This is a genomic window from Achromobacter sp. UBA2119, from assembly GCF_002331005.1.
GTDB classification, from domain to species: domain Bacteria; phylum Pseudomonadota; class Gammaproteobacteria; order Burkholderiales; family Burkholderiaceae_B; genus Achromobacter; species Achromobacter animicus.
Genome location: NZ_DCYD01000019.1, coordinates 42,991 through 69,457, shown reverse-complemented (window position 1 = coordinate 69,457; position 26,467 = coordinate 42,991). Strand labels below are relative to the sequence as shown.

The following is a 26,467-nucleotide window of genomic DNA, read 5'->3' as shown; positions in this document are numbered from 1 at the left end:
TGCTGGCTGATCCGGACAGGAGATCAGCCATGACACGTACGCAGAAGCAGAGGATGCTCGCAGGAGAGCTCTACACGGCCGCCGACGACGAGATCCAGGCGGACCAGCTTGCCGCCAGCGCCTGGATGAAGCGGTACAGCGCCTTGCTGGGCGAGCCGCCCGAACAATGGCACGCGCTCCTGCGCGAGCGCCTTGCCAGCGTGGGCGAGGGCGCGCTGATCCGCCCGCCGTTTCATTGCGACTACGGCTACAACATCTCGCTGGGCGCAAACGTGTTCATGAATTTCAACTGCGTGATCCTCGACGTCGTGCAAGTCACGATCGGCGATGGCACGCAGATCGGCCCGGCCGTGCAGATCTACACGGCTGACCATCCGCACGATCCCGAGCAGCGCCGCGCGATGCTGGAATTCGGCCGTCCCGTGCACATCGGCAAACAGGTGTGGATCGGCGGTGGCGCGATCATCCTGCCGGGTGTGACGGTGGGGGATGACGCGATCATCGGCGCGGGCAGCGTGGTCACGCGGGACGTGCCGGCAGGGGCAAAGGTGGTGGGGAATCCGGCGCGGGTAAGGGGATAGAAGGACGCCTTAGCGGTCGTCAGAGGTGGGCTTGCGCGGTCTGCGGGGAGGGTAGCCGGCGCCATCGGTGTGCTCCGTTGCGCCCCGTGTCTTGGCGGCCGCGGCAACCGGTGCAACTGTCAGCGGCGGCGCGCCCGTTACGGCTGGCAGCGCGGGCGCCAGCACGGCGGGAATCCCGGCGGCATTCCGATATGACTGGAGCAGCAGCAGCGCGTCGATCGAGCCCAGATCGTGCTCCGCTTCAGCGCGCGCTTCAAGGCGGGTCTGTTCGTCTTTCACGGCTTGATTCGCCGCTGCCGTCCGTGCGTCCAGCCTTGCCAGCTGCGCATGAAACGCCTGGACGGCAAGCTTCAGGCAGTGCGCCGTGTAATCGTCGTGCAGCAGGTCCGCGGGCGGAGTCAGGTTGTGATCCGCGGGCACCCGGGGGCGCTGCGCCGCATCGGCCGCCAGGGGCAATGCTCGCGCGGCGTAAAGGCGTTGGAACGGCGTCGGCGGCGTGCGCGCGACGCGATCTGCGCGCAACTGGGCGCCCACGCGTTCAGTGCGGTACGCATCCCTGGCATCGTCGGTTCTGACCGCGCCGGGCGAGGCGATTGGGGAAGGGAGCATGGGCGTCTGGGTGGGCTGAGCGATGGGCCAATCTACTAGTTGGTCGGTAGCGTGTCAAGGGTGGATCGGACCGGGGCGGACGGGTAATGCTGAACGGGTTGCGCAGCGCCTGCGGCCGCACGGCGACCGGACAGGCAACCATTCGCGCAGTGTTAAAACCTTCGGGACGGGCGCCGCGAGCCAGCCACGTCAAAGGAGAAGACCATGCCCATGTTCATCACGATCGGTTATGGCGACCAGCAGGGCTATGACCGCACAAACAAAGCCATACGCGATTGTGCTCATGCGCACGATGCCGCGTTGCAGCACGCGGGCGTGCTGATGGGCGTCGCGGGGCCGCCGGTGCAGGTGCGGAATCCGGACGCGGCAGGTGTCCAGACGATGCAGGGACCGTACATGAACGCGCCGTTGCCGCTCGCGGGCTTTGCCGTTATCGAAGCGGTTGATTTGGCCGACGCGATCGAGAAGGTGTCCCGCACGCCGTGTGCCGTGGCGCACGGCGTCGTGGAAGTGTGGCCGCTGGAACAGCGGTAGCGCGCATTATTGGTCGACCGACCGCATGTCGCAAGTCGTCTCGGACGACGCGCACACGCCGCGAAACCACGCGCGTCCGCGCGCGCGGTCCTTCTCGGCCAGCGGTTCAAATGTTGCGCTGTGGCGCATCTCGTAATCCACAAGCAGCCATTCGCCGTCGCACGCGACGATGCCGCGCAAGGCGGCGCGCTCGGTCAACCAGTCGCTGCCCAGGTCCAGCAACCGTTCGCTACCGGCGTCCGGGCGGGCATATCCCCGCGCCGACTGGATGCCGACTTGCGCATCCCCGGCGGCGATCCAGCCTTCACCCTGATAGACGGGCCGCGGCGGGCTGCGGTCGCTGCCGCTCATGGCGTCGCTGGCGTTTCTGATCTTCAGCCAGCCGTCACGCGCCTCCGTCACGTCGAAGGTCACGCTGTAGAGGTCGACTTCGGGATCCGGGCTGTCGCCGCGCGTGGTCGGCAGCGCGCCGAGCTGCTTGGCGCTGGCAGATGCCGACGCGCGCACGGGGATGGCGGGCTCGGCATTGGTCGTCCAGCCCGAAAAGCGGCATGCCGTGGGGCCGGCGGGCGTCCAGGCAGCTGCGTGAGACGCGGTCTGAGCGTGAAGACCCGGCGACAGGGCAAGCGTGGCAAACAGCAATGCAAGCGGTCGGAGCGTCATGGAGGATTCGTCGGCGGAGTGATTGAGGCCGGAAGATCGGCCGGCGAAAAGCCTAACATGACCGCCATCGGGGTCCGGATGCGCGGAGAGACACCGGGCAGCGCAAGGCTGCCCGGCGGTCTTCCTGTGATGGTTTGCGGGCCGGCTACTGCGCGCCGGTGGCGCCCGACACATACTGCGCCAATGCCTGCACGTCCGCGTCACTTAACGCTTCGAATGCCGGCATGACGCCGATCCCATTGCGCACGGCCTGCGTGACGCGATTGGCGTCGGGTTTCAGTTCGTCGAGGTTGGGTCCGATGGTCCCGGCCGCGCCGGCGTCGGCCAGCGTGTGACAGACGGCACAGGCCGGCGTTGTCGACTTCAGGAACAGGGCGCGGCCCGCCTCGGCATTGGGCGGTTCCGCCGCCCATGCCGTGGCGCCGGCCAACAGGCAGGCGCTCGCGGCGAATACGGTGCGGACCCGCCACCCGTTGCGGTAACGGGATGCAGCATGCAGCTTCACTTCACGGCTTTGCATCGATTCCGCCATCCTCAAGACACGTTGATGGCCAGACCGTGGTCGCGCCAACTGCTGTTGATGTAGCCCGGCGCGTTCTCGAACCGGTTCTCCACTTGCACGTTGCCTTGCGTGTCTTCGACGCGGCTGACCAGCATGTGCTGGCCCGCTGTCAGTTCCACCGGCAGCGCGAACTGGCGCCATGCGTATTTGCCGAGGTCCGGTCCGATCAGCGCGGCCTGCTTCCAGGTCTTGCCGCCATCGATGGACACGTCCACGCGCTTGACCGCATGCATGCCCCCAAAGGCAACACCCCGCACCACCACGCGTCCGGCCTTCACGGCCTGACCATTTGCGCCCGGTGCGTTGATCCACGACTTGGGCTCCATCGCCCAGACCGAGGGTTGATCGGGACTGGGCTTGGCATCCATCGGCGTCAGGCGATAGCCGGTCTGCTGGATCTTTGCCGGACTTTGTTCGGCAGTGAACGCCAGCCGCTTGATGTACTTGACGTTGTTCACGCCGGTGTAGCCCGGCACGATCAGCCGCAACGGGCCGCCGTGGGCGAGCGACAACGGCTCGCCGTTCATCTCCCAGGCCAGCATCGCGTCCTGCATGGCCTCGCGTGGCACCGAGCGTTCCACCAGCAGCGATTTCGGATCCAGGCCCTCAGGCAGCACTTCGCCGCCAGTGCCGGTCATGAAGGCGGGCGCGCCATCGAGCCCGCCCAGGTATTCCACGAGCGTGCGGACCGGCACGCCCGTCCACATCACGCAACCCGCCGCACCGACTTCCCACGGCGTGCCGCTAGGTTTGTGAGGAAAGAAGCCGCGCCCATTGCCAGAGCACTGCAGCACCGTCGCGATCGATTCCACGCCCAGCGTCTTCAGGTCGCCCACGGTCAACGTGCGCGGCTGCTTGACGCCCTGGATCTCGACCTTCCAGCCGTCCCGGTCGTTCAGGATGGCCGCGTCCGGCGGCGGCAGGTTGTTGCGGACGTAGAGCTGGCGCGACGGCGTGATGATGCCGTCGCCAAAGGCGCTGCGGCGCGTCTCGATGGTGTTGGCGCTGTGCACGATGACGCTGTCGGCGTCTTTCCAGGCCGCGTAAGGCGGCAGGGGTTTGGCCGTGGATGCGGCGGCCGGTTTCGCTGCGGGCGCAGTTGCAGTTGCAGGGGCGGCGGCGGGTTTGGCGGGCGCATCGCTGGCGCGCGCGATGCCGCTGGCGCCCAGACCGGCCGCGGCCAGGGCGCTGGCGCTGCCGGCCAACAGGCGGCGCCGTGCGGGGTTGCGTGGGGTTGTCTCCATGGCTTGCCTCTCTGGTTGCCGCGTCCCGCAGCGCGAGCGCGGTGTTGTGCTTATGGCGGCCCAGCGCTTGCGGCCTTCCGCATCATCGGCAATGCCCCTCTTTATGTCAACGGGTTCTAAAGAACTATAGGTTTGCGCTCATTTCAGATATAAGAGTTTCGGATATTGGGTTCAGGGCCGCAAAGAACGGAATCTGTCCTGGTGCAAACGAAGCCATTGTTCGGCAGTGCAAACGGCAATACTGCGCAGGGCATTGAACGTCTGTGCTTTGTCCCACGCCACGCCACGGCCCTGCGCGAACACCGCGCGATACTTGCGCATCGCGTCGTCAGGTTCGGCCGCCAGTGCGCGCAGCAGCTCCGGCACCGGCCATTCGCGCCGCGTGACCTTGCGCTCCAGCAGGCGGTCCAAGGTATCCGCGACCGCTCGGTACGTGACGGTGTCGCCCGCGACATGCACGACCTGGTTGGCGATGCGGGGCTGTGTCAACAGGATCTCGGCGGTCAGCGCGCCAATGTCTTCGGCCGTGGTCAGCGTGACCGCATTGTCCAGGCTTCCCAGCGCGTTCACCGTGTTGGCGGCCAGATCCACCACACCGAACGCGGGTTCGAACAGAAAGCTCGTGAACATGCCCGTCGAAACGATGATCCATTCGGTGTTGCGCTGGGCGCGCAGCATGTCGCGCACATCAAGCTGCTCATCGAACAGGTCCTGCGGGCTGCCCCGGCCGATGACGTCGTAGTCCACGCCAAACTGCCACGGCACAAAGCGCTTGACGCGCGCGTCCAGCGCAGCGCGGGCGATCTTGCGTTGAACGCCGGGTCCGCCGACAAAGCCCGTGCATGAGACGACCGTATCGTAGCGGCGGAAGGTGGCTGCGAGCGCCTCCGTCGATTGCTGGGCAAGATCGCCCTCGATGATGCCGACGCCCAGCCCACGCAGCTCAGCAAGATCGCGCTGCTTGGCGGGATCGTTGGAAGCGACGGTCGACGCGCGCAACAGGACCGACAACTGGCCTTTGACGACGCGCGGCGCCAGGTTGCGCAGCACGGCCATGCCGAGCTGGCCCGCGCCCAAAACGAGAATGGCGTTGTGTTGAATCATGGGATGCCTCAAGCAGAAAAGGTGGCTTGCAGTGTAGGAGCGGGCAGGGCATCCATTGTTCGCCGTGACGGAATTCACAACGCGCCGCAGCGCGCATTCGCGGCGGATATGCGTTGGTAATATCGGGACCTTCCCGCCGCATGCGGCGCACGTTCTATCGTCGGGATCGGCTCATGGACAAACTTCAAGCGATGGCGGCATTCATCAGGGTCGCCGAAACGCGCAGCTTCACCAAGGCCGCGCAATCGCTGGCGCTGCCTCGGTCGTCGGTCACGACGATGATCAAGAACCTGGAAGCCCACCTGGGCACGCCGCTCCTGCATCGCAGCACCCGCAGCCTGAGCCTGACCGATGCCGGTGCGCGCTATCTGCAGGCGTGCCAGGCCATCCTGGCCAATATTGCCGACGCCGAGAATGACGTTACCGCCGCGATCCAGGCGCCCCGCGGCCGCGTGCGCGTCGACATGCCCGGCGTGGTTGGCCGCGCGATTGTGGTGCCAGGGCTGGTCGAGTTCGAGGCGCGTTTTCCCGACGTCGAGGTCGTACTGGGCCTGAGCGATCGCCCGGCCGACCTGATCTATGAAGGTATCGACTGCGCCATCCGTAGCGGCGAGCTTGCCGATTCCACGCTCGTGGCGCGCAGCCTTGGTCACCTGGTATGGGTAACCTGCGCGTCGCCCCAATACCTGGGCCGCTTCGGCGAACCGAAATCGGTGGAAGCGCTGTCCGCGCATCGGGTGGTCAACTATCTGTCCAACGCCACCGGCCGGCCGCTGGACTGGCGGTTCCGAGTCGACGGTGAAAACGTGTCGATGGCGTTGCCAAGCCGCTATGCGGTCAACGAGACTGAGGCCTATCTGCACTGCGGCCTGGAGGGTCTGGGCCTGATTCAACTATCGGCGCTGGCGGCGTCTCCGTATCTGCGCAGCGGCCGCCTGCGCGAGGTCTTGGCCGATGCGCGCTGCGAGCCGGTGCAGCTTTCCATTGTCTATCCCCAGGCGCGGGCGACCGCGGCGGTGAAGGCGTTTGTGCAGTGGGTGCTGGAGATCAGCCGGCCCGTGTTGGCGGAGTGATGATCGTCACGGGGCGACACTGCTCGCCATCGCGTCCTGCCGGTACTCATGCGGCGCGACGCCGCTCGCTTTCCTGAACGCCCGGGAAAAATTAGCCGGTGTGGAATAACCAGAATCCATGGCGATCTGCGTGATGGACACGGTGCTTTCGCGTAGCAGGTCTTGAGCACGACGCAGGCGCGCGGTACTGGACAGCTCACGAAAGCTGACGCCGCTGTCGCGGCGCAGTACGCGTTGCAGGGTGCGCACGCTGGTGCCCATCGCCTTGGCCGTGCTGTCGATAGAGACGGCGCCGGCTTGCATCTGGATGCGGATGTGCCAGATGACGGTGGCCAGATAATCGCAGTCCGCGCTTGCGGCTGATTCCGTTGCAGGCCCCTGCACACCGGCAACCGTGCCCGGCGGGACCGGGGTTGGCGTCATATGAGTAGTGGCGTCATTCACTTGTGCTTATTCTTCGCGTGTAGTTGCGAGAATCTGCTAGCGCGCTTCCTGCCTGGCAGAAATCGGAGTGATGTGCCTTCGGATATTACCTAAGCCAACAAAGGGCGAGGCCTCTTTTTATTTGGCTTACAAACCTGACGGAGAATCGCAATGAGACTACACAAAACCATCCTGGCGCTGTGCGTCGTGTTGGCGGTTTCGGGTTGCGTGACCAAGCAGACCTACGACAAAGAGGCGCAACTGGCAGCCGAGTATTCCGCCCTCAATAAGCAGCTCTCGGCCGAACTACGCGGCGACCAAGTGCAGATTACGCAATTGCAGGACGAGTTGAAGGTCACCATGGTGAACGAGATTCTCTTTCCCGAAGGCGGGTGGAGCCTCAGTTCCAACGGCGAGAGGACGCTGGCCAAGATCGCGCCCACGCTTTCCAATCTGCAAGGCAAGCAGATCGTCGTCGAAGGGTTCACCGACAACGAGCCCATCGGGCCGGCATTGAAGCGGCAGTTTCCCTCCAATCTCGAGCTGTCATCGGCGCGGGCGGACAACGTGGCGCGTTATCTGATCGCCAAGGGCGTATCGCCAAACTCGGTGTCCGCGGAGGGGTTCGGTGAGGCGCGGCCGGTAGCCAGCAACTCGACGCCTGAGGGCAGGGCCAAGAACCGGCGAGTGGAGATCGTGATCACAGCCGCGGGTCGTCCTTAAACCGGCTCGTTCGCGGGCGGATTCAAAGCGGCCAGGAGCGCTCCCCCTGGCCCCTTTGCATGACACTCGCCGAGTCACGCGCCGCCGACGCCGCGCACCACTTTGCCCGTTCCGCCGCACGTCGCGCAGCGCGTTTGCCCGATCCTGCCGCTGCCGTGACACGCGGGGCAGGGCACCTGGCCCGTTCCAGGTGTACCAGGCGCGGCGTCGTCGCCGGGGTTGATGTCGCCCGGCACGGCGCCATTCACAACTTTTCGCCCGGCAAGTTGCTGGCTTGCCGGACCCAGTCCGAAAACTGCGCTTCGTCGAATGCACCTTCTTGGATGTCCAGGTAGCGCACCTGCGGATACTTCGATTTTCCAGCGGGGATGGGCCGCAGCGCAGCTCCCTGAAAAAACGTCACCTTGATGTACTTCGTGAAGCAGTGCAGGCTCAGGAACCAGCCTTCGCCCGGGCGTCCGTAGAAAGGCGAATTCCATTTGACCGCCTTGGCGACGCCGGGGACAGCTGCTTCCACCAAGGCGTCGATGCGTTCGCCGATGGGCGATTTCCAGCCGGGCATCGCGGCGATGTAGGCCTGCACGGGTTCGTCGCCATCTCCCTTTGGTATCTGAGGGTTGCCGCCGGAGAGCAGGACGACTTCGCCGGGCGCCGCCTTCGTTGCGGGGTTGCGCGCTCTACCGGTTTTTCCAGCCGGCGCGGAATTTGCATTTTGCGTCATGGATGGTGCTCTCTGTGGCCTGGGAACGGGTCTTCCCGCCCCAGATAATCGTCCACCGCGCTGCCGACCGTCGGGTGAAAATGGTCGTCGCTGAACAGACGGGACAGCTCAAAGCGTTTGAGCTTGTCCCGCACGGGGTCCTTCATCTCCGCGAAGTGCAACGCGATACCTTCGCGCGACAGCGTTTCGCACAGTTCGCGCAGCATGTCCGCGGACGTGACGTCGACGCTCGTGACGGGTTCGGCAGCCACGACCACGCGCCGCACGGGCGAGGGCGATGCCTCGACGGCTTCCAGAAGGCGCTGCTGGAAGAGCTCGGCGTTGGCAAAGAACAGGGGCGCATCCCAACGGAACAGCACCAGTCCGTCGATCAGTGCGGCATTCGGATAGCGCTTCAGGTCGTGATACCCGCGAAGGTTCGGCACGCGGCCCAGCACCGCGAAGTGCGGGCGCCAGCCGTCCCACAGGAATTCAATGACGGCGATGACGACTGCAAGGCAGATGCCGGGTATTGCCCCAAAAACGGCGACCGCGGCAAAGCACAGCATCGACAGCCAGAACTCCCATTGCTGAATGCGGTAGATGCGCCGCAGGTCCTTGAACTCGAAAAGGCCGATGGCGGCGGCGATCACGACCGCGGCCAGCGCGCTGTTGGGCAGGTGGCACAGCAGGTTTGGCGCGGCGATCAGCAGCGCGGCCACGGCCAGCGCGCCGACGACGCCGGTCAGTTGCGTGCGCGAGCCTGCTGCTTCGGCCACCGGCGTGCGCGACGCGCTGCTGCTGATCGGAAAGCCCTGGAAAAACCCCGCCGCCAGGTTCGCCACGCCCAGTCCCACCATTTCCTGGTTCGGATCCACCCGCGTATGGGTGCGCGCGGCATAGGTGCGTGACAGCACGCTGGTGTCGGCAAACGCAATCAGCGCGACCGCGCAGCCGCCCAGCACGATCTTGACGAGATCGGCGTTGCTGAGCCACGGCCAGGCAAGGCTGGGCAGACCCTGCGGAATTTCGCCAAGCACCTTGACGCCTTGCGCGTCCAGGCTGAAAAGCTTGACCGCCAGCGTGGCAAGGATCACCGCAATCAGAATGCCCGGCACGCGATCAAAGCGTTTGAGCAGCAGGATCACCGCCAGGCTTGCCGCGCCGACTGCGAAGCTTGGCCCATGGGTCTGCCCGTCGGCAACGGCCAGCGCCAGTTGCTGCATTTCCTGCAGAGGGCCGGCGTCTTCGATGGAGATGTCGAACAGCTTGGGCAACTGGCTGACCAGCACGGTCAGCGCGATGCCGTTCATGTACCCGTAGCGGATCGGCTTGGACAGAAGCTCGGTGATGAAGCCCAGCCGCATCAGGCCCAGCACAATGCAGAACAGCCCGGAGACGACGGCCATCATGCTGGCCGCGGCGATGGCCCGCATCGGGTCGCCGTTGGAGACGCTGAGCACCACCGCCAGGATGGGCGCGGCCAATGCGGAGTCGGGCCCCAGCACCAGAATGCGGCTTGGGCCGAACAGCGCGTACGCCAGCATGGGAATGATGGTGGCGTACAGACCGTACACACCCGGAACGCCAGAGGCTTCGGCATAGGCGATGCCGACTGGCACGAGCATGGTTGTCAGGACCAGACCGGCCGCGACGTCCTTAGGCAGCCAACCTGCCTGATAGGACTTGAGCATTGCCAGGCCGGGCAGCCAGCGCAACCAGTTCGGCGCGGGCTTGGCAGCGGAGCGGGGCGTCAAGGTGGACATGGAATCCCGGTGCAAACGCGTGCGCTACGGGTTAGGGAATTCTGCGCGCATCATGGCGGAGAAGGGTTGCCGGTATCTTCCAACATCTGTCGCAGGCGAGCGCGGCGGCGCTCGAGGTCGGCGATCTGGCGCTCCACGGATGCCAACCGCTGGCGCTGCACCTCGGACGTCTCCGGGCACGCCGCCGCGCCTTCGATCAGCCGCATGCAATCGGGAAATCCGCGGATCTCCGCCAACGTGAACCCCGAGGCGATCAGGCGCTGGATCTGCCGGACCTGAGTCACAGCGGCGGCGGGAAATGTGCGATACCCATTGTCCGCCCGTGCCGACGCAAGAAGACCGTGGTCGTCGTAGTGGCGCAGCGAACGCAGGCTTGCGCCGGTTTTGCGGGCGAGCTCGCCAATCGACATGGGTGTTTGAGGCGGGGGCGTTTTCATGCGGGAAAGCGTAGCAGATTGGTGCATGACCTTGACATAGGTGTGAGGGTTGAAACTGGCGCTCCCTCCAATCTTCGGGATGCATCATCCATGCAACGCAGAACCTTTTTTCGCCATGTGGCGGCAGCAGCCTTGTTCATGGCAGTCTCCGTGGCCGCCAACGCGCAATCCCGGCATTACACCGTCACGGCGCCTGATGGCGTGGCCCTCGCCGTCCAGGAGGCCGGCAATGCCGATGGCCAGCCGGTCGTTTTCGTACACGGGTTGCTGGGTAGCCACCTGAACTGGGAGGCCCAGCTTGCCAGCCCGGCGCTGCAGCGGTATCGGCTGATAACTTACGACCTGCGGGGCCACGGTCTGTCGGGCAAACCGGTGGACGCGGCGGCGTATACCGATGGCCGGCGCTGGGCGGACGATCTGGCGGCAGTGATCGCGGCGACCGGCGCGCAAAATCCCGTCGTCGTCGGCTGGTCGCTGGGCGCCGCGGTGACGACCAACTACCTTGCCGCTTACGGTGACGCGCAGATTGGGGGCGCCGTCTATGTAGGGGGTGTGATCGAGCTGGATCCCAAGCAGATCGCACCGCATCCTGCCCTATACCGGGACATGGTGTCGCCGGATCTGAAGACCCACCTGGACGCGGAGCGTGAGTTCATCGGCCTGTGCTTTGCGCAAGCGCCCGATGGCGTCACGTTCCAACGGCTCCTGGCCAATGCCGCCATGGCGTCCTTCGACATGCAGGCCGCCGTGCAATCGATGACGGTCGACGCGGCGCGTGGCCTCGGCTCGGCGCGCAAGCCTTTGCTGCTGATCTACGGCGCGAAGGACGCACTGGTACAGCCGGCGCCGTCAATCGACCGGGCGAAGGCGCTGAACCCGCACGTGCGCACCAAGATCTATGCGGCCTCCGGGCACGCGCCGTTCATGGAGAAGGCGGACAGGTTCAACCGGGATCTGGCTGCGTTTGTTGACAGCGTCGTGACACGCTGACGGGATGGATGAATCGGGGGGCTCGCGACAGCTGCTTTTGCCAAATGTTGCTTGTTGCGAAGCAGCATCGCCTGCTATCTTCGACCCCGAAATGCGTTTGCCCCGATTTGGACCGCTTCAATGCCCGCCTCCCAGCTTCTGATTCCCGAACCCGCGCCCGCGCGGTCCACCGACACGCTGGGCTGCTCGGCCAGCAAGCTGGCTGTGAATCAGGAATTCCACGGAGGCGGACTGACGTTCTACCGCAAGCGCACTGAAACCGCGCAATTCGGCAGCGTCGAAACGCCCGCGTCGGATCGCGGGTTTCTGGTGGGCGTGGCGCTGCGGGGCGGCCACCGTCGCCGCATCCTGCAGGGCAATCACGCGTCGACCCATGATTTCGACGCGGGTTCAATCTACATCCGCGACTTCACCGACGATTACCGGGCCGACCTGCAAGGCGGGTTCGATTTCATGTTGGTCGAAATGCCCCGCGCGTTCATCGAACGCATCAACGACGAGAAGGGCGGCCCGCGTGTCAGTAGCCTGCTGCCGCGCAATGGGCAGCCCGATCCGGTGCTGGGCCATCTGTCGCAGGTGCTGGCGGGCGTGGTGGCGAATCCCGCGCAGACGAGTGGACTCTTCGTGGATCATTTGAGTCTGGCCCTGGGCACCCATCTGCTGTCGCAATACGGGGCCGGGGCGACGAGCGGCTGGGCGGACTCGGGCGGGGGCCGCGTGCTGTCCCGCAAGCTGGAGGCGCGCGCCAAGGACATGCTGCTGGCGTCCCTGCGCGAGGACGCGTCCGTGGCAGATATCGCCGAGGCCTGCAATCTGTCCCGCAGCTATTTCATCAAGGCGTTCCGCCAGACAGTTGGCACTACGCCGCATCGGTGGCTGCTGGAACAGCGGGTGCAAAAGGCGCAGGAACTGCTGCGCGCACCGGGCCGGTCCATCACCGACATCGCGCTCTTGTGCGGCTTTGCCGATCAGGCGCATATGACGCGCGTGTTCACCAGTGTGGTCGGGATGGCGCCGGGGGCGTGGCGCAGGGAACACGGGGCTTGAGATAGCGCTAAGCGGCCGGCAGCCCGGCTGGAACAGCTTCGTTGCCGAGGACGCGCGCGTTGCTCTTTCGTGCAAAGCAGGACGCAAGTGGGCAAGACGTGCCCGCGCCATGGCGTTACCGTGATGGAATGCCTTCCCTCTGTCCCCGATGTTCCGAAAGCGTTCCATGAGTGTTCTTGCCGCCGGCCCCGCGCCGGCCAACCTGCCGCCCGATTTGGCCGCCTTGCATGCGCAGGCGTTTCCGATGCTGCCGCGCGCGCTGATCGAGCGCGCGGCCGCCTATGGCGAGGAGATGTCGGCCGAGCCGGGCCGCGTGCTGCTCAACAGCGGTGATCGCGAAGCCGCGTTCTACATCCTGCTCCAGGGCTATGCCGAAGTGTTGGAAGCCGACGCTGGCGGCGCCATGCGCAGTCTGCTTGTCCATCGTGACGGCGAATTCACGGGCAGCCTGGACCTCTTCACCGACCGGCCGAATGCGGTCACGGTGCGCGCCAATACCCCCAGCCGCCTGTTGCGGCTGAGCCGCGCAGCGCTTGAAACGATGATTCTGGCGGAGCGGCCGCTGGCAGAAATCATCCTGCGCGCGTTCATGCTGCGCCGCATCGGGTATCTACGGCGCCGGCCGTATGGGGGCGCCATTCTGCGCTCAGTGGGGGAAAGCGCGCAGGAAGATCCCGTCATGGACCTGGCCGTGATCGGGGGCGGACCGGCTGGATTGGCCGCCGCCGCCTATGCCGCCTCCGAGGGGCTGCAGACATTGCTGGTGGGCGGCTCGCTCTCCTGTGGCGACGCGCCCGGGGTGGACGTGTTGAAGGGCTTCCCCGGCACGATCACCGGATTATGCGAGGGCCCGCTGCTGCGCCGCGCCGAGGACCAGAGCAGGCGCTTCGGCGCGCAGGTCCTGCCGCTGCGCACGGTCAGCCGCTTCGACGGCGGCTGTTATCCCTATCGGGTGTGGCTGGACGACGGCCGGCTCGTCGAGGCGCGCAGCCTCATCGTTGCGACCGGCATGCAGGGCGATGCGGAAACGGTGACCGATCAGGCCAACACCGCATGGCTGGACGGGTGGTTGGACACGGACGACCAGGGCTGCATCCATACGGGTCGTGCCGCCGCGGGATCGATGCAGGCCAGGGATTATGAAAGCTCGCAGCCGGGTGTGTTTGCGGTGGGAGCGGCGCGTGCCGGGTCGGTGAAACATGTGCTGGCGAGCATCGCCGAGGGCGCGGCTGCGGTGCGGGTGGTGCATCGGTTTTTGGATGCGTCGGCGCATTGAAGGCGGGGTGGATCGACTTCCCCCAAGATGACAAAGCGTGCGGCAGAGCCGAGCTGCGGCCCGTGTCGAGATGGATGATCGGGCCAACGTTGGCTCAATCGGGCCGAAATTGGCCCGTTTTTTTTTGTTTGTTTTCAAACCATTAAAGAATTTCGGGCCACAAACGGCCCGAACTTCCGTTGATAAAAACACTTTCGCTGCTTCCGCGACGTTGGGATCGCCAAGTTTGGCGATGAGGAACGCGTAAGTGGTTGATAAGAAAGAACAACGAAAAAGGCGCTTCCAAGTTGGCACAGCGTTTGCACTGAGGCGATAGGTCATCACCGATTACTGCCTCACTGCGCCAAGAAAAGGAACTTATGAGCATCAGCACGACTTTGGGCTGGGCGATGCGCCATGCTGTCCCCAATCCTACGGGCACATGTAACGCCTGCGAACGCACTGGCCTGCCGATTCTGCCATTGCGAGCGGCCTATGCGCCCACGCCCACTGCCACATCCAAGCGGCCGCTTGCCGGCGGTGGCGATCTGGCTGCCGTACCGATGCGGTTCGATCAGCCGCGTACGCTGCGTGAAGGGTATCTCTATGTGCTGCTCGACAAGCGAGAGTGGCAGGCCTATCAGGTGACGCCCGAAGTGGCGCTGCGTCAGTTCAACCCATTTTCCATGCCGCGGGCAGCCCCAGAGCCGCTGAGCGAAAGATGCATTCACCAGGACCACGACGTTCCCGCTTCGTTCATCAACATCGACACCAAACTGTTCAAGACCGCATGGATAGCGTTCTCCAGCGATCCGTGGTCCGACAGCGTATTGAATCGCTATCTCCACAGTTTCGCGGGCGAAAAGTCGCCAATGGCCATCAGGTTTTACGAGCTTGACTTGCAGACCGCGCGGAACGATCCCGCGAGTGTAGGCATCGCAATGACGGAGCAGAGCCTTCAGGTCGATCAGCACGTGCTGGAATACGCTACGCCCACGATCGGCGATTTTGTCAGCGTGCACGGATTTTGCTCGCGCAATCATCGCTTGAACGCGCTTGAAGGTTTCGTCCGGACTCAGACACAGCGCGAGCAATTGCCGAATGGCGTGTTGGCGTTGGTCCTGCCGGACCCGGTCGGGATGGTCCAGGAAATCAATCATCAGCGCCTGGGTTGGCTAAGGGAGCGGCAGGCTTATGAGGCAGACCCGCTCAACAACTACAAATTCTTCACGTCCGAAAGCCTGAAGCGCCTGCGTGAACTCTGCAAGGTGGCCGCGGACAACGCCATTGCCCACAGTCCCTATGCTTACCACAGTGGAACGGCGGGGCCGCCGGTTTTCGGCGACCCCGCTCGCGAGCGAGCCGAACAGGTCGAGCACAAGGCAGGGAAGCTGCTTGCGCGCCTTGATGAGCGATATGACGAAGCCGCGCGCGCCAGTTGGGAGCGGTCGTTCGAAGCGCACAAGGCGCGGTTGCAGACGCAAGTGGATAGGCTGGCCGAACTCTACACAGACCAGATCCTCATTAACCCGATGTTCCGTGTGGCGGAGCAGTATGACTACGATGCGCAAAGTGCGTATTCAGTAATGGGTTACATCCGCACGATGGAGCTGTGCCTGAGCGGCGGCATCACCGAAGCAACGCCTAAACCAGATTCCGAGGGCAATATTCAACCGGTCACTGGGCCGTCGGCGCGCGCCTGGGAAGCCTGGATAACGGATGGTCAGAGCATCGTCTTCAAAACCCTGTTCGCGCTCGACAAAGACCTGATGCAAAGCCTGGTTCCCACGTTCAGCAATCAGGGCGAGCTGGATTGGAACGACTTCGGCAAGCTCTACGCCCCGATCACCAAAATCATTACCAGTAGCGACCTGGGCGACAAACTCATCTGGCCTAACGTTCAGGACGCGATCGCCAGTGTGCTGGCCGCTTACAACAGTGCGGTGAGCCGACTGGAACTGAAGGTTGATGCCGGCGTGCGAAACGTCGCCACGCGCGTGAACAGCGCATCGCTCTTGCTGTATTCGCGGACGTACATGACCCAGGTCGCCGTTCAGATGAAGCTGGGCGAGTTTTACGCATTGATGTGCAAGCAGATCGGGGAAGACCTCGACAGGCTTTCGGCCGCCATCGCGCAGGCGACCGGAAAGGTGCACAAGCAGGTGCGGTCGGTGCTGACAGCGGGCGTCCTCAGTCTGGCCCTAAGCGATCCGAAACTCGCGGAACAGATGGTTGAAGTGGTGTTGTGGGTCGAAGGTAACGCCAATGACTTGCGAAAGCGCTTTGGCGACGTCGTCAAGGATGTCACCCAGCAAGCAGGGGAGGTTATCGGAGACGCTACGAGCCGGGCTGGCGAAGCGCTAAGCGAACTCAAGGTGCTCGCCGGCACGCTGGAGCCGGGGGCGCGCAAGGTGTTAGCTGGTGTTCAGCTTAGCGCGTTGCGGGCTGCCGAGTTCGCGCGGACCGGATTGAGAGGCGCGCGGAGTGCTGCAGCCATCGCCCGCGGAACGGTCGGGAGCGCTGAATTGCTAATTGCCGTTGGCGGCACGTACCTACTATCGCAGGGTTTGCGCAAATCGGTTGAAGCCGTGGATGCCACTTTCGGAGCCAAACACGAGGAAGCCGTGCTGGCGGTGTACTCGGCCTCAATCGGGGTGTTGGGGGGAAGTATTGAGGTGGCGGGAATGACGATGAGGGCCAGCGCTGAGCAAGCGAGGAAAGTTCTCCGCGCGCATGCGTCGAGTGTCGGTGCCATCAGTCAGCTCGCGGACGCTGGGAAAGCACTGGCGCGCTTTGGGGGAATACTTGGCGCGGTGTCTGGGGCTGTTGACGCTGTTGCGGCTTTAGCTGCAGCTGGTCGTGCCGGTGATGCTGGCGGTAAATCAGCAAGATCTTGGTACTTCGGTGCTGCAGGATTATCCGTCACAAGCGCGGGCTTTGCAGTGTACGCCCTCTATTCCGCCTCGACGACAATATTGAGTGCCACCTGGGTGCTTGGGCCTGTCGGGTGGGCAATTCTTGCTGGAATTAGTGCGTTTGTCTTTCTGCAGCTTGGTGGGGAGGCTGAGTCGTCTCCCTTAGAACTATGGGCGTATCGTAGTTACTTTGGACTATCGGAGAGTGATAAGTTTGACGACGCGAATTCCGCAGTTTCCGCATTGAATGCGGCGGTTCTTGGGGTCGATGCGCAGGTGGTGTTTGGTTCTATAGTGCGAGCCGTCCACTACGAAGGGAAGGCTGCCGCCATGGGTGGGGCCGAGGGAGGGCCGGCGGTTATACCGCAATTGCAATATCAAATAGTCATGCCTCGCTACGATGTCTCCCGCGTAGCCTTTAAGTGGCGACTTATCGTAAAGCGGTATTCCGGCGAGCAGATTATGGCGTCCGGTATGCACCCACTCGGTGATCTCAAGTCAAGTGAACATAGCATCCCGCTACAGCGGCTGGATTATGTGCCTGAAAGTAATGCGCCGACTAGCCGCGAGCGCACGGTTACTGCAGTAGAGGAAGGAAAGGAAACCTTCCTTATTGTGGAAGGCTCGATCGAACTCAAAGTTAGTCACGATATCGATGAGGCACGAATCGTTCTAGAGTACCTACCAAACATTCACGACTCAGAGATGATCGCAATCGTGGACGTTTCGGAGGCCAAATGACAACGTCTCCGAAAGCTCTCTTGGACATTCCGACTGCTGGATGGAAAGCTGATCTTCCGCTTCCATGGGCACCACCGGATCATATTTTTCATCCAATCGGCGTCGCACCCAATCACGTGGACGAAATCTACCTTGAGTTGCATACCGCCAAAATATTGAATCGAACGGTGGTTTGCGCTTGTGGCATCTTTATTCTCACGATCGCGTTTCTAATGCTCGTATTGTTGTCGCTTGAGCTTGCAGACGGAGCATATGCATTTAAATCAAATCCATTGGCTTATGTCTTTTTATTGGGAGCAATAATGGTCAGTTTCGTCCTGGGAATAGGCATGTTACGCACAGGTATAGCCGCCCCTCGAGACGAGCCCATCCGTTTCAACCGCAAGCGAGGCAAAGTTTACGTGTACCGATTTCACAGCGCCGGACCGATCAGTCGAAAGGGTTGGGGTGTTCGCCCGGAGGCTTTCGACTGGAAAGACCTACGAGCCGAAGCATGGGGCCGCATGGCGCCAAGTCCTAGCGGTGTGCCGATCTTCGCGTGGGGCGTGGATATCGCCGTGGTGGCGCCGGGCACCAATCACGTCACTGACCGCTTCCAATTAGCCGGCAGCAATGCCAACGGCGAACACATGTGGGCCATGGCGCGCGCTTTCATGAACCAGGGGCCGGAGGCGTTACCCCAGTATCCAAATCCGCCTCGTGATTGGAACAACGATGTGCCGTCCTACCACTTGGCCTTGCGTTTAGCGCCCAAAGTCCAATGGCCGGCTGATATGGATCTCGAGTCGCGCACCCCACCCTGAATCGCCTTTCCCTCATCCAAATGCCCTAAGACCCGCAAGGATTTTGTGGACAGACCATAAAGTTTTTTCTCTTTGCGCAGGCGAGAGTTTGCGAACATGCGTCTAAAGCTTTCCAGCCATAGGAACGCATCGGGAGACAACCATGATCTGTACGCATGCCGCGCGCAAGCGCGTCAACATCGTCGCTGCAGCCTTCATCGCAGCTGCCGCATTCGCCGTCCCCAGCCTTGCCTCCGCGCAGGCTGCCGACAGCTATCCCAGCAAACCCATCCGCCTGATCATTCCTTACCCGCCGGGAGGCGCAACCGACGTTATCGGACGCATCGTGGGCCAGCGCCTGAGCGATGAGATCGGCGGCCAGGTTGTGATAGAGAACCGGGGCGGCGCTGGCGGAAACATCGGCGCTGCCGAGGTGGCCCGGGCTCAGCCCGACGGCTACACGCTCCTGATGGGCGCGCTGACTTCGCACTCGGTCATGGCGACCCTGGAGAAGGACTCGATCCCATACGACCTGCGCAAGGACTTCGCGCCCGCCGGCGTGGTGGGTTTCGTGCCGCTGGTGGCCGTGGTCAATCCCAAGCTGCCGATCAAATCGCTGTCCGAACTGGTGACCTACGCCAAGGCGAATCCGGGAAAGCTCAACTTCGCCTCGTCGGGCGCGGGCGCGCCGCAGCGCATGGCAATGGAGCTGTTCAAGCAGATCGCGGGTGTCAACATCGTGCACGTGGCCTATCGCGGCAGCGGTCCGGCCATGACCGATCTGGTCGGAGGACAGGTCGAGACGATGACCGAGACGGTTCCTGCTGCAATCTCGTTCATCAAATCAGGCCAGTTGCGTCCGTTGGCCGTGCTGACGCCGCAGCGCGTTTCGATGCTGCCGGATATTCCCACTGCCGAGGAGCAAGGGTTCAGCGGCTTCAACGTCAGTTCGCTCTTTGGCGTGATGGCGCCGGCGGGCACGCCGGCTCCTATCGTGGCCAAGATCAACAAGGCGCTGACCACGGCGCTGGCCAAGGACGATGCCAAGGCCCAACTGCTGCAGCAAGGCGTTTACGCTGACGCGCTGGATGTGGAAGCGTCCAAGGCCCGGCTGAACGCCGAGATCGAGCAGTGGGCAAAGGTCATTCGCGAGGGGGGCATCACCGTCAACTGACGGGAAGCCCCGGCCGCGCAATGCATCCTCAGACGGCCCAGCAGGCGCAGCCGAGCGCGCCCCAGAAACCCTTCAGGTCGGAAACGGGCAGCTTGCTGGCCCAGGCCCCGGCGTGCTGGTGGCCGTGGACATTGCAGTCGTTGGCGCACGCGCAGGCAGCGGCCGCCTCGCGCAGGGAGGCCTGCAAAGGCTTGCCCTCGCTGTCGCCCCAGGCGCCGTAACCGCCGAACAGGCGCGTGGGCGACCAGTCGGGCATGGCGGGCGGCGGGGCGGCCTCGTCGTGTTCGGAAAACTCGCCTGCGCCCCAGACCACCTTGCCGCCCACGACGGTCAGCAGGCTGCTGGTGTCGGCGATGTCGGATTCGGGGCACGAGAAGAAGTCGCGATCGGGCACGATCAGATCGGCAAGCTGGCCGACGGCGATACGGCCCTTTTTGCCCTGTTCGTTCGAGAACCAGGTGACGTTCTCGGTCCACATGCGCAGGGCGGCGTCGCGGTCCAGGCAGTTGCGCTGCGGGGTCAGCCGCAGGCCGCCCACCGTCTTGCCCGTGATGAGCCACGACAGCGACACCCACGGGTTGTATGAGGCGACGCGGGTGGCATCGGTGCCCGCCGACACGTTGACGCCTTTTTCAAGCATGCGCTTGACGGGCGGCGTGGCCTCGGCGGCACCGGCGCCGTAGCGCTCGACAAAGTATTCGCCCTGGTAGGCCATGCGATGCTGCACGGCCACACCGCCGCCGAGCGCGGCGATGCGGTCGATGGAACGCTCGGAAATCGTCTCGGCGTGGTCGAAGAACCAGTTCAGCCCGGCCAGCGGAACGTCCTTGTTCACGCGTTCGAACACGTCGAGCGAGCGCGAGATGGTCTCGTCATAGGTGGCGTGCATGCGCCAGGGCCAGCGGTTCTGCGCCAGGATGCGCACGACTTCCTCGAGATCGCCTTCCATTTCGGGACCCATCTCGGGGCGCGGCTGGCGGAAATCTTCGAAGTCGGCCGCCGAAAACACCAGCATTTCGCCTGCGCCGTTGTGGCGGAAGTAGTCGGTGCCTTGCTTGTACTGTGAGGTGGCCGTCCAGTTCAGGAAGTCTTCCTTTTCCTGCTTGGGCTTCTGAGTGAAAAGGTTGTAGGCCAGGCGGATCGTCAGTTGACCGGCGTCGGCCAGTTGCTGGATGACCTGGTAGTCCTCGGGGTAGTTCTGGTTGCCACCGCCCGCATCGATGGCGCCTGTGACGCCCAGGCGGTTCAGGTCGCGCATGAAGTGGCGCGTGGAATTGACCTGATATTCGAAGGGCAGCTTGGGCCCCTTGGCCAGCGTGGCGTACAGGATCGATGCGTTGGGCTTGGCAAGCAGCAGCCCGGTTGGGTTGCCGGCCGAATCCCGGACGATTTCGCCGCCGGGCGGCGCGGGCGTGTTCTTGTCGTAGCCGACCGCACGCAGGGCGGCGGCGTTGAGCAGGGCGCGGTCGTACAGGTGCAGGATGAACACGGGCGTATCGGGCGCCACCGCGTTCAATTCCTCGATGGTGGGCAGGCGTTTTTCCGCGAACTGGTGTTCGGTGAAGCCGCCGACCACGCGCACCCATTGCGGAGCGGGCGTGATGGCGACCTGGCGACGCAGCATGGCCATGGCGTCGGCCAGGCTGGTCACGCCGTCCCAGCGCAGTTCCATGTTGTAGTTCAGGCCGCCGCGGATGATGTGCAGGTGATTGTCGATCAGGCCGGGCAATACGCCCCGTCCGTTCAGTGCGATGACGCGGGTGGCCGGGCCGGCCAGGGGCAGGATGTCGCTGGCGGCGCCCACACGCGTGAAACGGCCATCCTTGATGGCAACCGCGTCGGCGACGGGGTTGGCGGGGTCCAGGGTCGTGAAACGGCCCTGATGCAGGATGAGGTCGGGGGCGCCTTGGCGCGCGGGATCCAGGGTGTCAGCCATTGCGCTTGTCTCCACATGCATCGGCGGGTTGTTGGGCGGTGTCGGCGGACGCCTTGGGGCAGCTGGGCAATTCGCCGAACATATGCGGTTTTACCTGTTCATGGATGAAGGACGTGCGGGTGGGCTCGTCCGCCAGCAGGCGCTTGACCAGCGGGGGAATCTGTTCCCCAGCCAGGATGCCCAGCAGGCCAACCAGCGCGATCACCGGTGGCGCCGGCGATCGCACATTGAACAGGGCGTAGATGATACCGACCAACAGGCCGAGACCCAAGGAAACGAGGTAGACCTTCATTGGCGCTCCTGTCAGCCTTCGTGGGCGTTGAACATGGACTTGGCGTAGATGATGCCCAGGCCATAGGCGCCGCCGAACTTCCGGGCAATGCCGGTCGTCATGTCGTAGGTGTCGATGCGGGCCCAGTCGCGCTGCAATTCCAGCAGGTACTGCAACGCGGTGACCGGCTGGCCGCCTGCCTGAACGATACGCTCAATGGCACGGTTATGGGCTTCGGCGGACACGTCGCCGCAGGCGTCGGTGATCACATAGACTTCAAAGCCCTGATCCAGCGCCGACAGGGCCGGACCGACGATGCACACGCTGGTCCACAGCCCGGCCAGCACGATGCGCTTCTTGCCGATTTCATTGACCTGCTTGATGACGGCGGCGTCTTCCCAGGTGTTCATGGACGTGCGGTCCAGCAGCGGCCGGCCGGGGAACGGGGCGGTGACTTCCTCGAACATGGGGCCGGAGAAGCTTTTTTCGGCAACCGTCGTCAGGATCGTGGACACGCCGAACCCGGCGGCCGCATGGGCCACCAACGCGGCGTTGCTGCGCAGCGTGACGGCGTCGATGGAATGGGTGGCGAACGCCATCTGCGACTGGAAGTCGATCATGATCAGCGTGTGATCGTGTGGGGACAGCAGCTTGGCGCCGGGGGCGGGGGTCGCAATGACAGGCACGGGTGATTCCTTCGGTGGCCGGGGTTTGGGACTCCGGCAATGTGCCAGCCGCCCGGCGGGCCGTATTGAACGATAGTCCGCCGGTTTGAAGATTGTGATCGCGGCTGGCGATCATTTCGGCAAAGACGGTCTGCATAGGCCGGGCGCATCGGCGAAACGCATTGCCGAAACGGTGTATCGCCACGGGCGCGTCGCTCGGTTACGCTGCTTCAGTCCCGGCGCGTCGCAACATTTCCTTTTCGGAGAATCCCATGGGCATGGCTTTCCAGAACGACCTGCACGACGACTTCGGCATGCGGCCGGCCGCCTACATACCCTATGGCGGTGCCGATCTGGGGGAAATGCTGGCGGTGGGCCGGGCGGTGGGCGACGGGGACGACACCGCATTCTTTGAGGCCTGGATGGCGGCGGGTGATCGGTTGACCGCCGAGGCGCAAGACGCCGAACGCCGCAACCTTGTCGCCAGCGCGCGTGAACTGCACTTTCGAGCCAGCGCCTTCTATTGCACGGCTTACCGGCCGCTATATGGCGCGCCGACGGATGCACGGTTGCTGACGGCTTATCGCAAGCAGATCGCGGCTTTCGACCGAGGCCTCGCGCTGTCTGCGCATCCCGTCATGCCCGTGGGTATCCCGCTGGACGGCGCGAGCATGCCGGCCTATCTGATTCCGGCCGTCGACCACCACACCGACGTCAGGCCGCTCGTCATCTTCACCAACGGTTATGACGCCACGGTGACGGATATGTATTTTGCAAGCGCCGTGGCCGCGTCGCGCCGGGGTTATCACGCCCTGGTGTTTGACGGGCCAGGGCAGGGCGGCATGCTGTACGAACAGGGCGTGACAATGCGGCCCGATTGGGAGACGGTGGTGGGCGCCGTGGTGGACTACGCGATCACGCTGCCTATCGTGGACCCCAAACGCATCGCACTTAGCGGCTGGAGCCTGGGCGGCCACCTGGCGCCACGCGCGGCGTCCGGCGAACCCCGGCTGGCGGCCTGCATTGCGGACCCGGGCCAACGTAGCCTCGCGGGCTCGTTCCGGCCGTTGGCCATCAAGCTGGGCGCCAGCCAGGAAAGCGCGCAGAACCTGGGTGAAGTGGACCAAGCCGTGATGGACCGCCTCTGGCAGTTCGTCACGGGCAGCCCCGTGCTGACGTGGAAGGTGGTGCAGCGCGGCTTCTGGGTGCACGGCGTGGACAATCTGCGTGACTACCTGCGAGCAATCGAGCCGTTCACCCTGGAGGGCCGGGTCGACCAGATTACGTGCCCGACGCTCATGACGCTGGCCGAAAACGACCCGTTGGCGGCTGGCACGCTGCAGTTCTTCGACGAGTTGCGCTGCCCCAAAACGCTGCTGCGCTTCACCGCGCAGGAGGGCGCGGGGGATCACTGCGAATCCGCGAACCGCTCGCTGTTGAATCGCCGCGTGCTGGACTGGCTGGACGGCGTGCTGTAGGGCGGACCGGGCCGCGCCCGCCGCGCTGCCTATAATTGCACCGATCCCCGCTTTTAAGACGGCAGTCCTGCCGCGCCTCATGTCGACCTTGCCTTTGCGCGTGCTGTCGGTGATTCCACCGATGACGCAGCTGAATACCCCGTACCCGTCCACCGCTTACCTGACCGGCTTCCTGCGTTCGCGCGAGGTCACCGCGTTTCAGGAGGATCTGGCGCTTGCCCTGGTGCTGCGCCTGTTGTCGGCCGACGGCCTGCGCGCCGTCGCGCAGCGTATCGACGCGCTGCCCCTTGAAAAACACACGCAACCGATCCAGGCCTTCGTCGCCATGCAGGCGCGCTATCTGGCGACCATCGGCCCGGTGATCGGCTTTCTGCAAGGCCGCGATCCCACGCTGGCGCACCGCATTGCCGGGCGCAACTATCTGCCGGAAGGCCCGCGCTTCAGCTCACTGGACGTCTATCTGGACGAGGATGGGGGCGATCCGCTGGCGTGGGCGTTTGGCGCGCTGGGCCTGCAGGACCGGGCCAAGCATCTGGCCACGCTGTATTTGAACGACCTGGCAGATGTGCTGCGTGACGCCATCGACCCGCGCTTCGAGTTCGTGCGCTATGCCGAATCGCTTGCGGGCAGCCAGCCGACGTTCGACCCGCTGGCAGAGGCGCTGGCTGCACCGATGAACCTGGTGGACGAGACGCTGCGCGAACTGACGGATGCGGCGCTGGCGCGTCACAAGCCGACGATGGTTCTGCTGTCGGTGCCGTTCCCGGGCGCGGTGTATGCAGCCTTTCGCATCGCGCAGGCCATCAAGGCGCAGGACCCCACCATCGTCACCGTGCTGGGCGGCGGCTTCGTCAACACCGAGCTGCGCGAATTGAAAGACCCGCGCGTGTTCGATTACTTCGACTTCGTCACGCTGGATGCCGGCGAGCGTCCCTTGCTGGCGTTGCTTGAGCACGTGCAGGGCAAGCGGTCGCGCCAGCGCCTGGTGCGCACGTTTGTGCGCGATGCGGACAGCGGCGCGGTGCGGTACGTCAACCTGGTTGAACCGGACGTCGCGTTCGCCGAGGTGGGCACGCCCACGTGGGACGGCCTGCCGCTGGATCGCTACCTGTCGCTGCTGGACATGCTGAACCCGATGAACCGCCTCTGGAGCGACGGCCGCTGGAACAAGCTGACCGTCGCCCACGGCTGTTACTGGAAGAAGTGCAGCTTTTGCGACGTGGGGCTGGACTATATCGGCCGTTACGAGGGCGCATCCGCATCCGTGCTGGCCGATCGCATTCAGACCATCGTGGCCGAGACCGGGCAGACCGGCTTTCATTTCGTCGACGAAGCGGCGCCGCCCAAGGCGTTGAAGGCGCTGGCGGCCGAGCTGATCGAGCGCAACGCCGGCATTTCGTGGTGGGGCAACATCCGCTTCGAAAAGACCTTCAGCCCGGAACTGTGCGAACTGCTGGCCGATAGCGGCTGCATCGCGGTGTCCGGCGGCCTGGAGGTCGCGTCGGACCGGCTGCTGAACCTGATGAAGAAAGGCGTGTCGATCGACCAGGTGGCGCGCGTGACGCGCGCGTTCAGCGATGCCGGCGTGCTGGTGCACGCCTATCTGATGTACGGTTTCCCCACGCAGACCGTGCAGGACACCGTGGATGCGCTGGAGTACGTGCGCCAGCTGTTTGAAAACGACTGCATCCAGAGCGGGTTCTTTCATCGCTTCGCCTGTACGGTGCATTCGCCGGTGGGCCTGAATCCGGACGAATACGGCATCACGCTCAAACCCTTGCCCGACGTCACGTTTGCCAAGAACGACGTGGGCTTTCACGATCCCACGGGCGTGGATCACGACGCGCTGGGCAAGGGCTTGAAGAAGGCCATCTACAACTTCATGCACGGCATCGGCCTGGAAGAGGACGTGCGCAGCTGGTTCCCGTTCAAGGTGCCGCGCACGACCGTGGCGCGGCATCGGATTGCGCGCGCGCTGAGCCAGCGGGGGTAGTGGTCCGGGCCTGGCTTGCGTAGTTACAGCACGAAGCCGCCATCCGCAGTCAGGCTGGCGCCTGTGATGTAGCCTGCATCGGCCCCGGCCAGGAATGCCGCCAGCCCTGCGATTTCAGTCGATTTGCCCATGCGCCCCAGCGGAATGCGGGGAATGAGCTGCGCCGTCCATTGCGCCGTCAGGTCGGTCTGGATGGGACCCGGCTGGATGTTGTTGACCGTGATGCGGCGTGGTGCAAGGTCCAGCGCCGCGCCGCTGACCATCGCGGCGACGGCGGCCTTGGTCATGGCGTAGACGCTGCTGCCGGGCGAGCCGGTCCGGATGGCGGTGTTGCTGCCGATGGTGATGATCCGTCCGCCGTCGCGCATGTTGGCGGCCGACGCCTGGATGGCCAAAAACACGCCGCGCACGTTCACTGCCAGCATCTGGTCCAGCTCGTCGAGCGGGACTGCGCCGATCGGATTGGCGCGGTAGATGCCGGCGTTGACGACAGCGACACTCAGCGACCCGAACTGTTGCACGGCGGTGTCCACTGCGCATGCGATGGCTTGCGGGTCGGCGCTGTCGGCTTCAATGGCCAGCGCGCGACCGCCGCTGGCCTCGATGGACGCGACGACCGCGTTGGCGCTGTCCGCGCGGCTGGCGTACGTTAGCGCCACCGCATAGCCGGCTTCCGCCAGCCTCGCGGCAATGGCGGCGCCGATGCCGCGGGAGCCGCCAAACACAAGCGCGGCGGGGGATTCAAGGGGTGGGATTTGTTCCATGATGTGCACCGTTTTCAGTAGGTGCTTGCATCATCCC

The 26,467-nt window shown here is 64.3% G+C and carries 25 protein-coding genes; 12 read left to right on the top strand and 13 right to left on the bottom strand.

What is annotated here, in order from left to right; genetic code table 11:
• The first annotated feature begins 29 nt into the window (after positions 1-29).
• Positions 30-581 carry a sugar O-acetyltransferase gene (locus tag B3098_RS23825; RefSeq protein ID WP_286899406.1) on the top strand — a complete coding sequence of 184 codons (552 nt, stop codon included), beginning with the start codon at positions 30-32 and terminating at the stop codon, positions 579-581.
• A 9-nt stretch (positions 582-590) separates the two neighbouring features.
• Here the strand turns inward: B3098_RS23825 and B3098_RS23820 are convergent, their stop codons facing one another.
• Positions 591-1,190, bottom strand: a complete 600-nt coding sequence (locus B3098_RS23820; protein ID WP_286899405.1) for a hypothetical protein — start codon at positions 1,188-1,190, stop codon at positions 591-593.
• A 204-nt stretch (positions 1,191-1,394) separates the two neighbouring features.
• Between B3098_RS23820 and B3098_RS23815 the strand changes: the two genes are divergently transcribed.
• Positions 1,395-1,724, top strand: a complete 330-nt coding sequence (locus B3098_RS23815) for a transcription initiation protein (RefSeq protein ID WP_286899403.1) — start codon at positions 1,395-1,397, stop codon at positions 1,722-1,724.
• A 6-nt stretch (positions 1,725-1,730) separates the two neighbouring features.
• Here B3098_RS23815 and B3098_RS23810 read toward each other — a convergent pair whose 3' ends face one another.
• The 4 genes from B3098_RS23810 to B3098_RS23795 form a co-directional block, all read right to left on the bottom strand.
• The gene (locus B3098_RS23810) at positions 1,731-2,387 is read right to left on the bottom strand and encodes a hypothetical protein (protein ID WP_286899402.1); all 657 of its coding nucleotides are present in this window, start codon (positions 2,385-2,387) and stop codon (positions 1,731-1,733) included.
• Between the two features lie 145 nt (positions 2,388-2,532).
• Positions 2,533-2,907, bottom strand: coding sequence for a c-type cytochrome (locus B3098_RS23805; protein ID WP_286899401.1), 375 nt, complete (start codon positions 2,905-2,907; stop codon positions 2,533-2,535).
• A gap of 14 nt (positions 2,908-2,921) precedes the next feature.
• Positions 2,922-4,193: a sulfite oxidase gene (locus B3098_RS23800; protein ID WP_286899400.1), complete on the bottom strand. Its 1,272-nt coding sequence runs from the start codon at positions 4,191-4,193 to the stop codon at positions 2,922-2,924.
• Between the two features lie 171 nt (positions 4,194-4,364).
• Complete coding sequence (locus B3098_RS23795) at positions 4,365-5,297, bottom strand: aromatic alcohol reductase (protein ID WP_279971081.1); 933 nt, start codon at positions 5,295-5,297, stop codon at positions 4,365-4,367.
• Between the two features lie 173 nt (positions 5,298-5,470).
• Here B3098_RS23795 and B3098_RS23790 point away from each other — a divergent pair, with 173 nt between their 5' ends.
• On the top strand, positions 5,471-6,370 hold the full coding sequence (locus B3098_RS23790; protein ID WP_286899397.1) for a LysR family transcriptional regulator: 900 nt from the start codon (positions 5,471-5,473) through the stop codon (positions 6,368-6,370).
• 6 nt (positions 6,371-6,376) lie between these two features.
• On the opposite strand, the gene B3098_RS23785 is transcribed toward B3098_RS23790, so the two are convergent.
• On the bottom strand, positions 6,377-6,814 hold the full coding sequence (locus tag B3098_RS23785; protein ID WP_286899395.1) for a helix-turn-helix domain-containing protein: 438 nt from the start codon (positions 6,812-6,814) through the stop codon (positions 6,377-6,379).
• Between the two features lie 150 nt (positions 6,815-6,964).
• On the opposite strand from B3098_RS23785, the gene B3098_RS23780 reads away from it, so the two are divergent.
• The gene (locus B3098_RS23780; RefSeq protein WP_175121378.1) at positions 6,965-7,516 is read left to right on the top strand and encodes an OmpA/MotB family protein; all 552 of its coding nucleotides are present in this window, start codon (positions 6,965-6,967) and stop codon (positions 7,514-7,516) included.
• A gap of 244 nt (positions 7,517-7,760) precedes the next feature.
• Here B3098_RS23780 and B3098_RS23775 read toward each other — a convergent pair whose 3' ends face one another.
• Genes B3098_RS23775 through B3098_RS23765 form a run of 3 tightly spaced genes read right to left on the bottom strand, consistent with a single transcriptional unit; the run spans position 7,761 to position 10,419 of the window.
• Positions 7,761-8,237: a DUF1801 domain-containing protein gene (locus B3098_RS23775; protein WP_286899390.1), complete on the bottom strand. Its 477-nt coding sequence runs from the start codon at positions 8,235-8,237 to the stop codon at positions 7,761-7,763.
• Entirely contained in the window at positions 8,234-9,982 is a 1,749-nt protein-coding gene (locus tag B3098_RS23770) for a SulP family inorganic anion transporter (RefSeq protein ID WP_286899388.1), read from the bottom strand. Before B3098_RS23770 ends, B3098_RS23775 begins: the two co-directional genes overlap by 4 nt.
• Positions 9,983-10,032: 50 nt before the next feature.
• The gene (locus B3098_RS23765) at positions 10,033-10,419 is read right to left on the bottom strand and encodes a MerR family transcriptional regulator (protein ID WP_175121381.1); all 387 of its coding nucleotides are present in this window, start codon (positions 10,417-10,419) and stop codon (positions 10,033-10,035) included.
• A gap of 138 nt (positions 10,420-10,557) precedes the next feature.
• Here B3098_RS23765 and B3098_RS23760 point away from each other — a divergent pair, with 138 nt between their 5' ends.
• The 6 genes from B3098_RS23760 to B3098_RS23735 all read left to right on the top strand — a co-directional run bounded on the left by B3098_RS23760 (position 10,558) and on the right by B3098_RS23735 (position 19,323).
• Positions 10,558-11,409 carry an alpha/beta fold hydrolase gene (locus B3098_RS23760; RefSeq protein ID WP_286899386.1) on the top strand — a complete coding sequence of 284 codons (852 nt, stop codon included), beginning with the start codon at positions 10,558-10,560 and terminating at the stop codon, positions 11,407-11,409.
• A gap of 120 nt (positions 11,410-11,529) precedes the next feature.
• Positions 11,530-12,456 (top strand): helix-turn-helix domain-containing protein, encoded by a 927-nt coding sequence (locus B3098_RS23755; RefSeq protein WP_286899385.1) that lies wholly within the window; start codon positions 11,530-11,532, stop codon positions 12,454-12,456.
• A 166-nt stretch (positions 12,457-12,622) separates the two neighbouring features.
• Positions 12,623-13,732: a cyclic nucleotide-binding domain-containing protein gene (locus B3098_RS23750; RefSeq protein WP_279971072.1), complete on the top strand. Its 1,110-nt coding sequence runs from the start codon at positions 12,623-12,625 to the stop codon at positions 13,730-13,732.
• A gap of 359 nt (positions 13,733-14,091) precedes the next feature.
• Positions 14,092-17,367: a T6SS effector BTH_I2691 family protein gene (locus tag B3098_RS23745; protein ID WP_286899383.1), complete on the top strand. Its 3,276-nt coding sequence runs from the start codon at positions 14,092-14,094 to the stop codon at positions 17,365-17,367.
• A 20-nt stretch (positions 17,368-17,387) separates the two neighbouring features.
• The gene (locus tag B3098_RS23740) at positions 17,388-18,170 is read left to right on the top strand and encodes a DUF6708 domain-containing protein (protein ID WP_286899381.1); all 783 of its coding nucleotides are present in this window, start codon (positions 17,388-17,390) and stop codon (positions 18,168-18,170) included.
• 142 nt (positions 18,171-18,312) lie between these two features.
• Positions 18,313-19,323 (top strand): Bug family tripartite tricarboxylate transporter substrate binding protein, encoded by a 1,011-nt coding sequence (locus tag B3098_RS23735; protein ID WP_279971071.1) that lies wholly within the window; start codon positions 18,313-18,315, stop codon positions 19,321-19,323.
• A 28-nt stretch (positions 19,324-19,351) separates the two neighbouring features.
• Here the strand turns inward: B3098_RS23735 and B3098_RS23730 are convergent, their stop codons facing one another.
• Genes B3098_RS23730 through B3098_RS23720 form a run of 3 tightly spaced genes read right to left on the bottom strand, consistent with a single transcriptional unit; the run spans position 19,352 to position 22,216 of the window.
• Positions 19,352-21,259 (bottom strand): amidohydrolase, encoded by a 1,908-nt coding sequence (locus tag B3098_RS23730; protein ID WP_175136388.1) that lies wholly within the window; start codon positions 21,257-21,259, stop codon positions 19,352-19,354.
• Positions 21,252-21,551: a XapX domain-containing protein gene (locus tag B3098_RS23725; protein WP_056561574.1), complete on the bottom strand. Its 300-nt coding sequence runs from the start codon at positions 21,549-21,551 to the stop codon at positions 21,252-21,254. The genes B3098_RS23730 and B3098_RS23725 overlap by 8 nt, the downstream gene beginning before the upstream one ends.
• Before the next feature lie 11 nt (positions 21,552-21,562).
• Positions 21,563-22,216: a hydrolase gene (locus B3098_RS23720; protein WP_175136389.1), complete on the bottom strand. Its 654-nt coding sequence runs from the start codon at positions 22,214-22,216 to the stop codon at positions 21,563-21,565.
• Between the two features lie 251 nt (positions 22,217-22,467).
• Here B3098_RS23720 and B3098_RS23715 point away from each other — a divergent pair, with 251 nt between their 5' ends.
• Both B3098_RS23715 and B3098_RS23710 read left to right on the top strand, forming a co-directional pair.
• Positions 22,468-23,673, top strand: coding sequence for an alpha/beta hydrolase family protein (locus B3098_RS23715; protein WP_286899377.1), 1,206 nt, complete (start codon positions 22,468-22,470; stop codon positions 23,671-23,673).
• Between the two features lie 79 nt (positions 23,674-23,752).
• Entirely contained in the window at positions 23,753-25,666 is a 1,914-nt protein-coding gene (locus tag B3098_RS23710) for a B12-binding domain-containing radical SAM protein (RefSeq protein ID WP_218344029.1), read from the top strand.
• A 23-nt stretch (positions 25,667-25,689) separates the two neighbouring features.
• On the opposite strand, the gene B3098_RS23705 is transcribed toward B3098_RS23710, so the two are convergent.
• A complete protein-coding gene (locus B3098_RS23705; protein ID WP_286899375.1) occupies positions 25,690-26,430 on the bottom strand; it encodes an SDR family oxidoreductase in 741 nt (246 codons plus the stop codon).
• Positions 26,431-26,467: the final 37 nt, after the last annotated feature.

What these genes read in the sequence shown, in the direction of transcription:
- B3098_RS23760 (WP_286899386.1), top strand. Translation starts at nt 10,558, where the DNA reads ATGGCAGTCTCCGTGGCCGCCAACGCGCAATCCCGGCATTACACCGTC.
- B3098_RS23825 (WP_286899406.1), top strand. Translation starts at nt 30, where the DNA reads ATGACACGTACGCAGAAGCAGAGGATGCTCGCAGGAGAGCTCTACACG.
- B3098_RS23745 (WP_286899383.1), top strand. Translation starts at nt 14,092, where the DNA reads ATGAGCATCAGCACGACTTTGGGCTGGGCGATGCGCCATGCTGTCCCC.
- B3098_RS23790 (WP_286899397.1), top strand. Translation starts at nt 5,471, where the DNA reads ATGGACAAACTTCAAGCGATGGCGGCATTCATCAGGGTCGCCGAAACG.
- B3098_RS23705 (WP_286899375.1), bottom strand. Translation starts at nt 26,430, where the DNA reads ATGGAACAAATCCCACCCCTTGAATCCCCCGCCGCGCTTGTGTTTGGC.
- B3098_RS23780 (WP_175121378.1), top strand. Translation starts at nt 6,965, where the DNA reads ATGAGACTACACAAAACCATCCTGGCGCTGTGCGTCGTGTTGGCGGTT.
- B3098_RS23765 (WP_175121381.1), bottom strand. Translation starts at nt 10,419, where the DNA reads ATGAAAACGCCCCCGCCTCAAACACCCATGTCGATTGGCGAGCTCGCC.
- B3098_RS23815 (WP_286899403.1), top strand. Translation starts at nt 1,395, where the DNA reads ATGCCCATGTTCATCACGATCGGTTATGGCGACCAGCAGGGCTATGAC.
- B3098_RS23775 (WP_286899390.1), bottom strand. Translation starts at nt 8,237, where the DNA reads ATGACGCAAAATGCAAATTCCGCGCCGGCTGGAAAAACCGGTAGAGCG.
- B3098_RS23715 (WP_286899377.1), top strand. Translation starts at nt 22,468, where the DNA reads ATGGGCATGGCTTTCCAGAACGACCTGCACGACGACTTCGGCATGCGG.
- B3098_RS23735 (WP_279971071.1), top strand. Translation starts at nt 18,313, where the DNA reads ATGATCTGTACGCATGCCGCGCGCAAGCGCGTCAACATCGTCGCTGCA.
- B3098_RS23805 (WP_286899401.1), bottom strand. Translation starts at nt 2,907, where the DNA reads ATGCAAAGCCGTGAAGTGAAGCTGCATGCTGCATCCCGTTACCGCAAC.
- B3098_RS23710 (WP_218344029.1), top strand. Translation starts at nt 23,753, where the DNA reads ATGTCGACCTTGCCTTTGCGCGTGCTGTCGGTGATTCCACCGATGACG.
- B3098_RS23795 (WP_279971081.1), bottom strand. Translation starts at nt 5,297, where the DNA reads ATGATTCAACACAACGCCATTCTCGTTTTGGGCGCGGGCCAGCTCGGC.
- B3098_RS23730 (WP_175136388.1), bottom strand. Translation starts at nt 21,259, where the DNA reads ATGGCTGACACCCTGGATCCCGCGCGCCAAGGCGCCCCCGACCTCATC.
- B3098_RS23755 (WP_286899385.1), top strand. Translation starts at nt 11,530, where the DNA reads ATGCCCGCCTCCCAGCTTCTGATTCCCGAACCCGCGCCCGCGCGGTCC.
- B3098_RS23800 (WP_286899400.1), bottom strand. Translation starts at nt 4,193, where the DNA reads ATGGAGACAACCCCACGCAACCCCGCACGGCGCCGCCTGTTGGCCGGC.
- B3098_RS23820 (WP_286899405.1), bottom strand. Translation starts at nt 1,190, where the DNA reads ATGCTCCCTTCCCCAATCGCCTCGCCCGGCGCGGTCAGAACCGACGAT.
- B3098_RS23750 (WP_279971072.1), top strand. Translation starts at nt 12,623, where the DNA reads ATGAGTGTTCTTGCCGCCGGCCCCGCGCCGGCCAACCTGCCGCCCGAT.
- B3098_RS23725 (WP_056561574.1), bottom strand. Translation starts at nt 21,551, where the DNA reads ATGAAGGTCTACCTCGTTTCCTTGGGTCTCGGCCTGTTGGTCGGTATC.
- B3098_RS23810 (WP_286899402.1), bottom strand. Translation starts at nt 2,387, where the DNA reads ATGACGCTCCGACCGCTTGCATTGCTGTTTGCCACGCTTGCCCTGTCG.
- B3098_RS23770 (WP_286899388.1), bottom strand. Translation starts at nt 9,982, where the DNA reads ATGTCCACCTTGACGCCCCGCTCCGCTGCCAAGCCCGCGCCGAACTGG.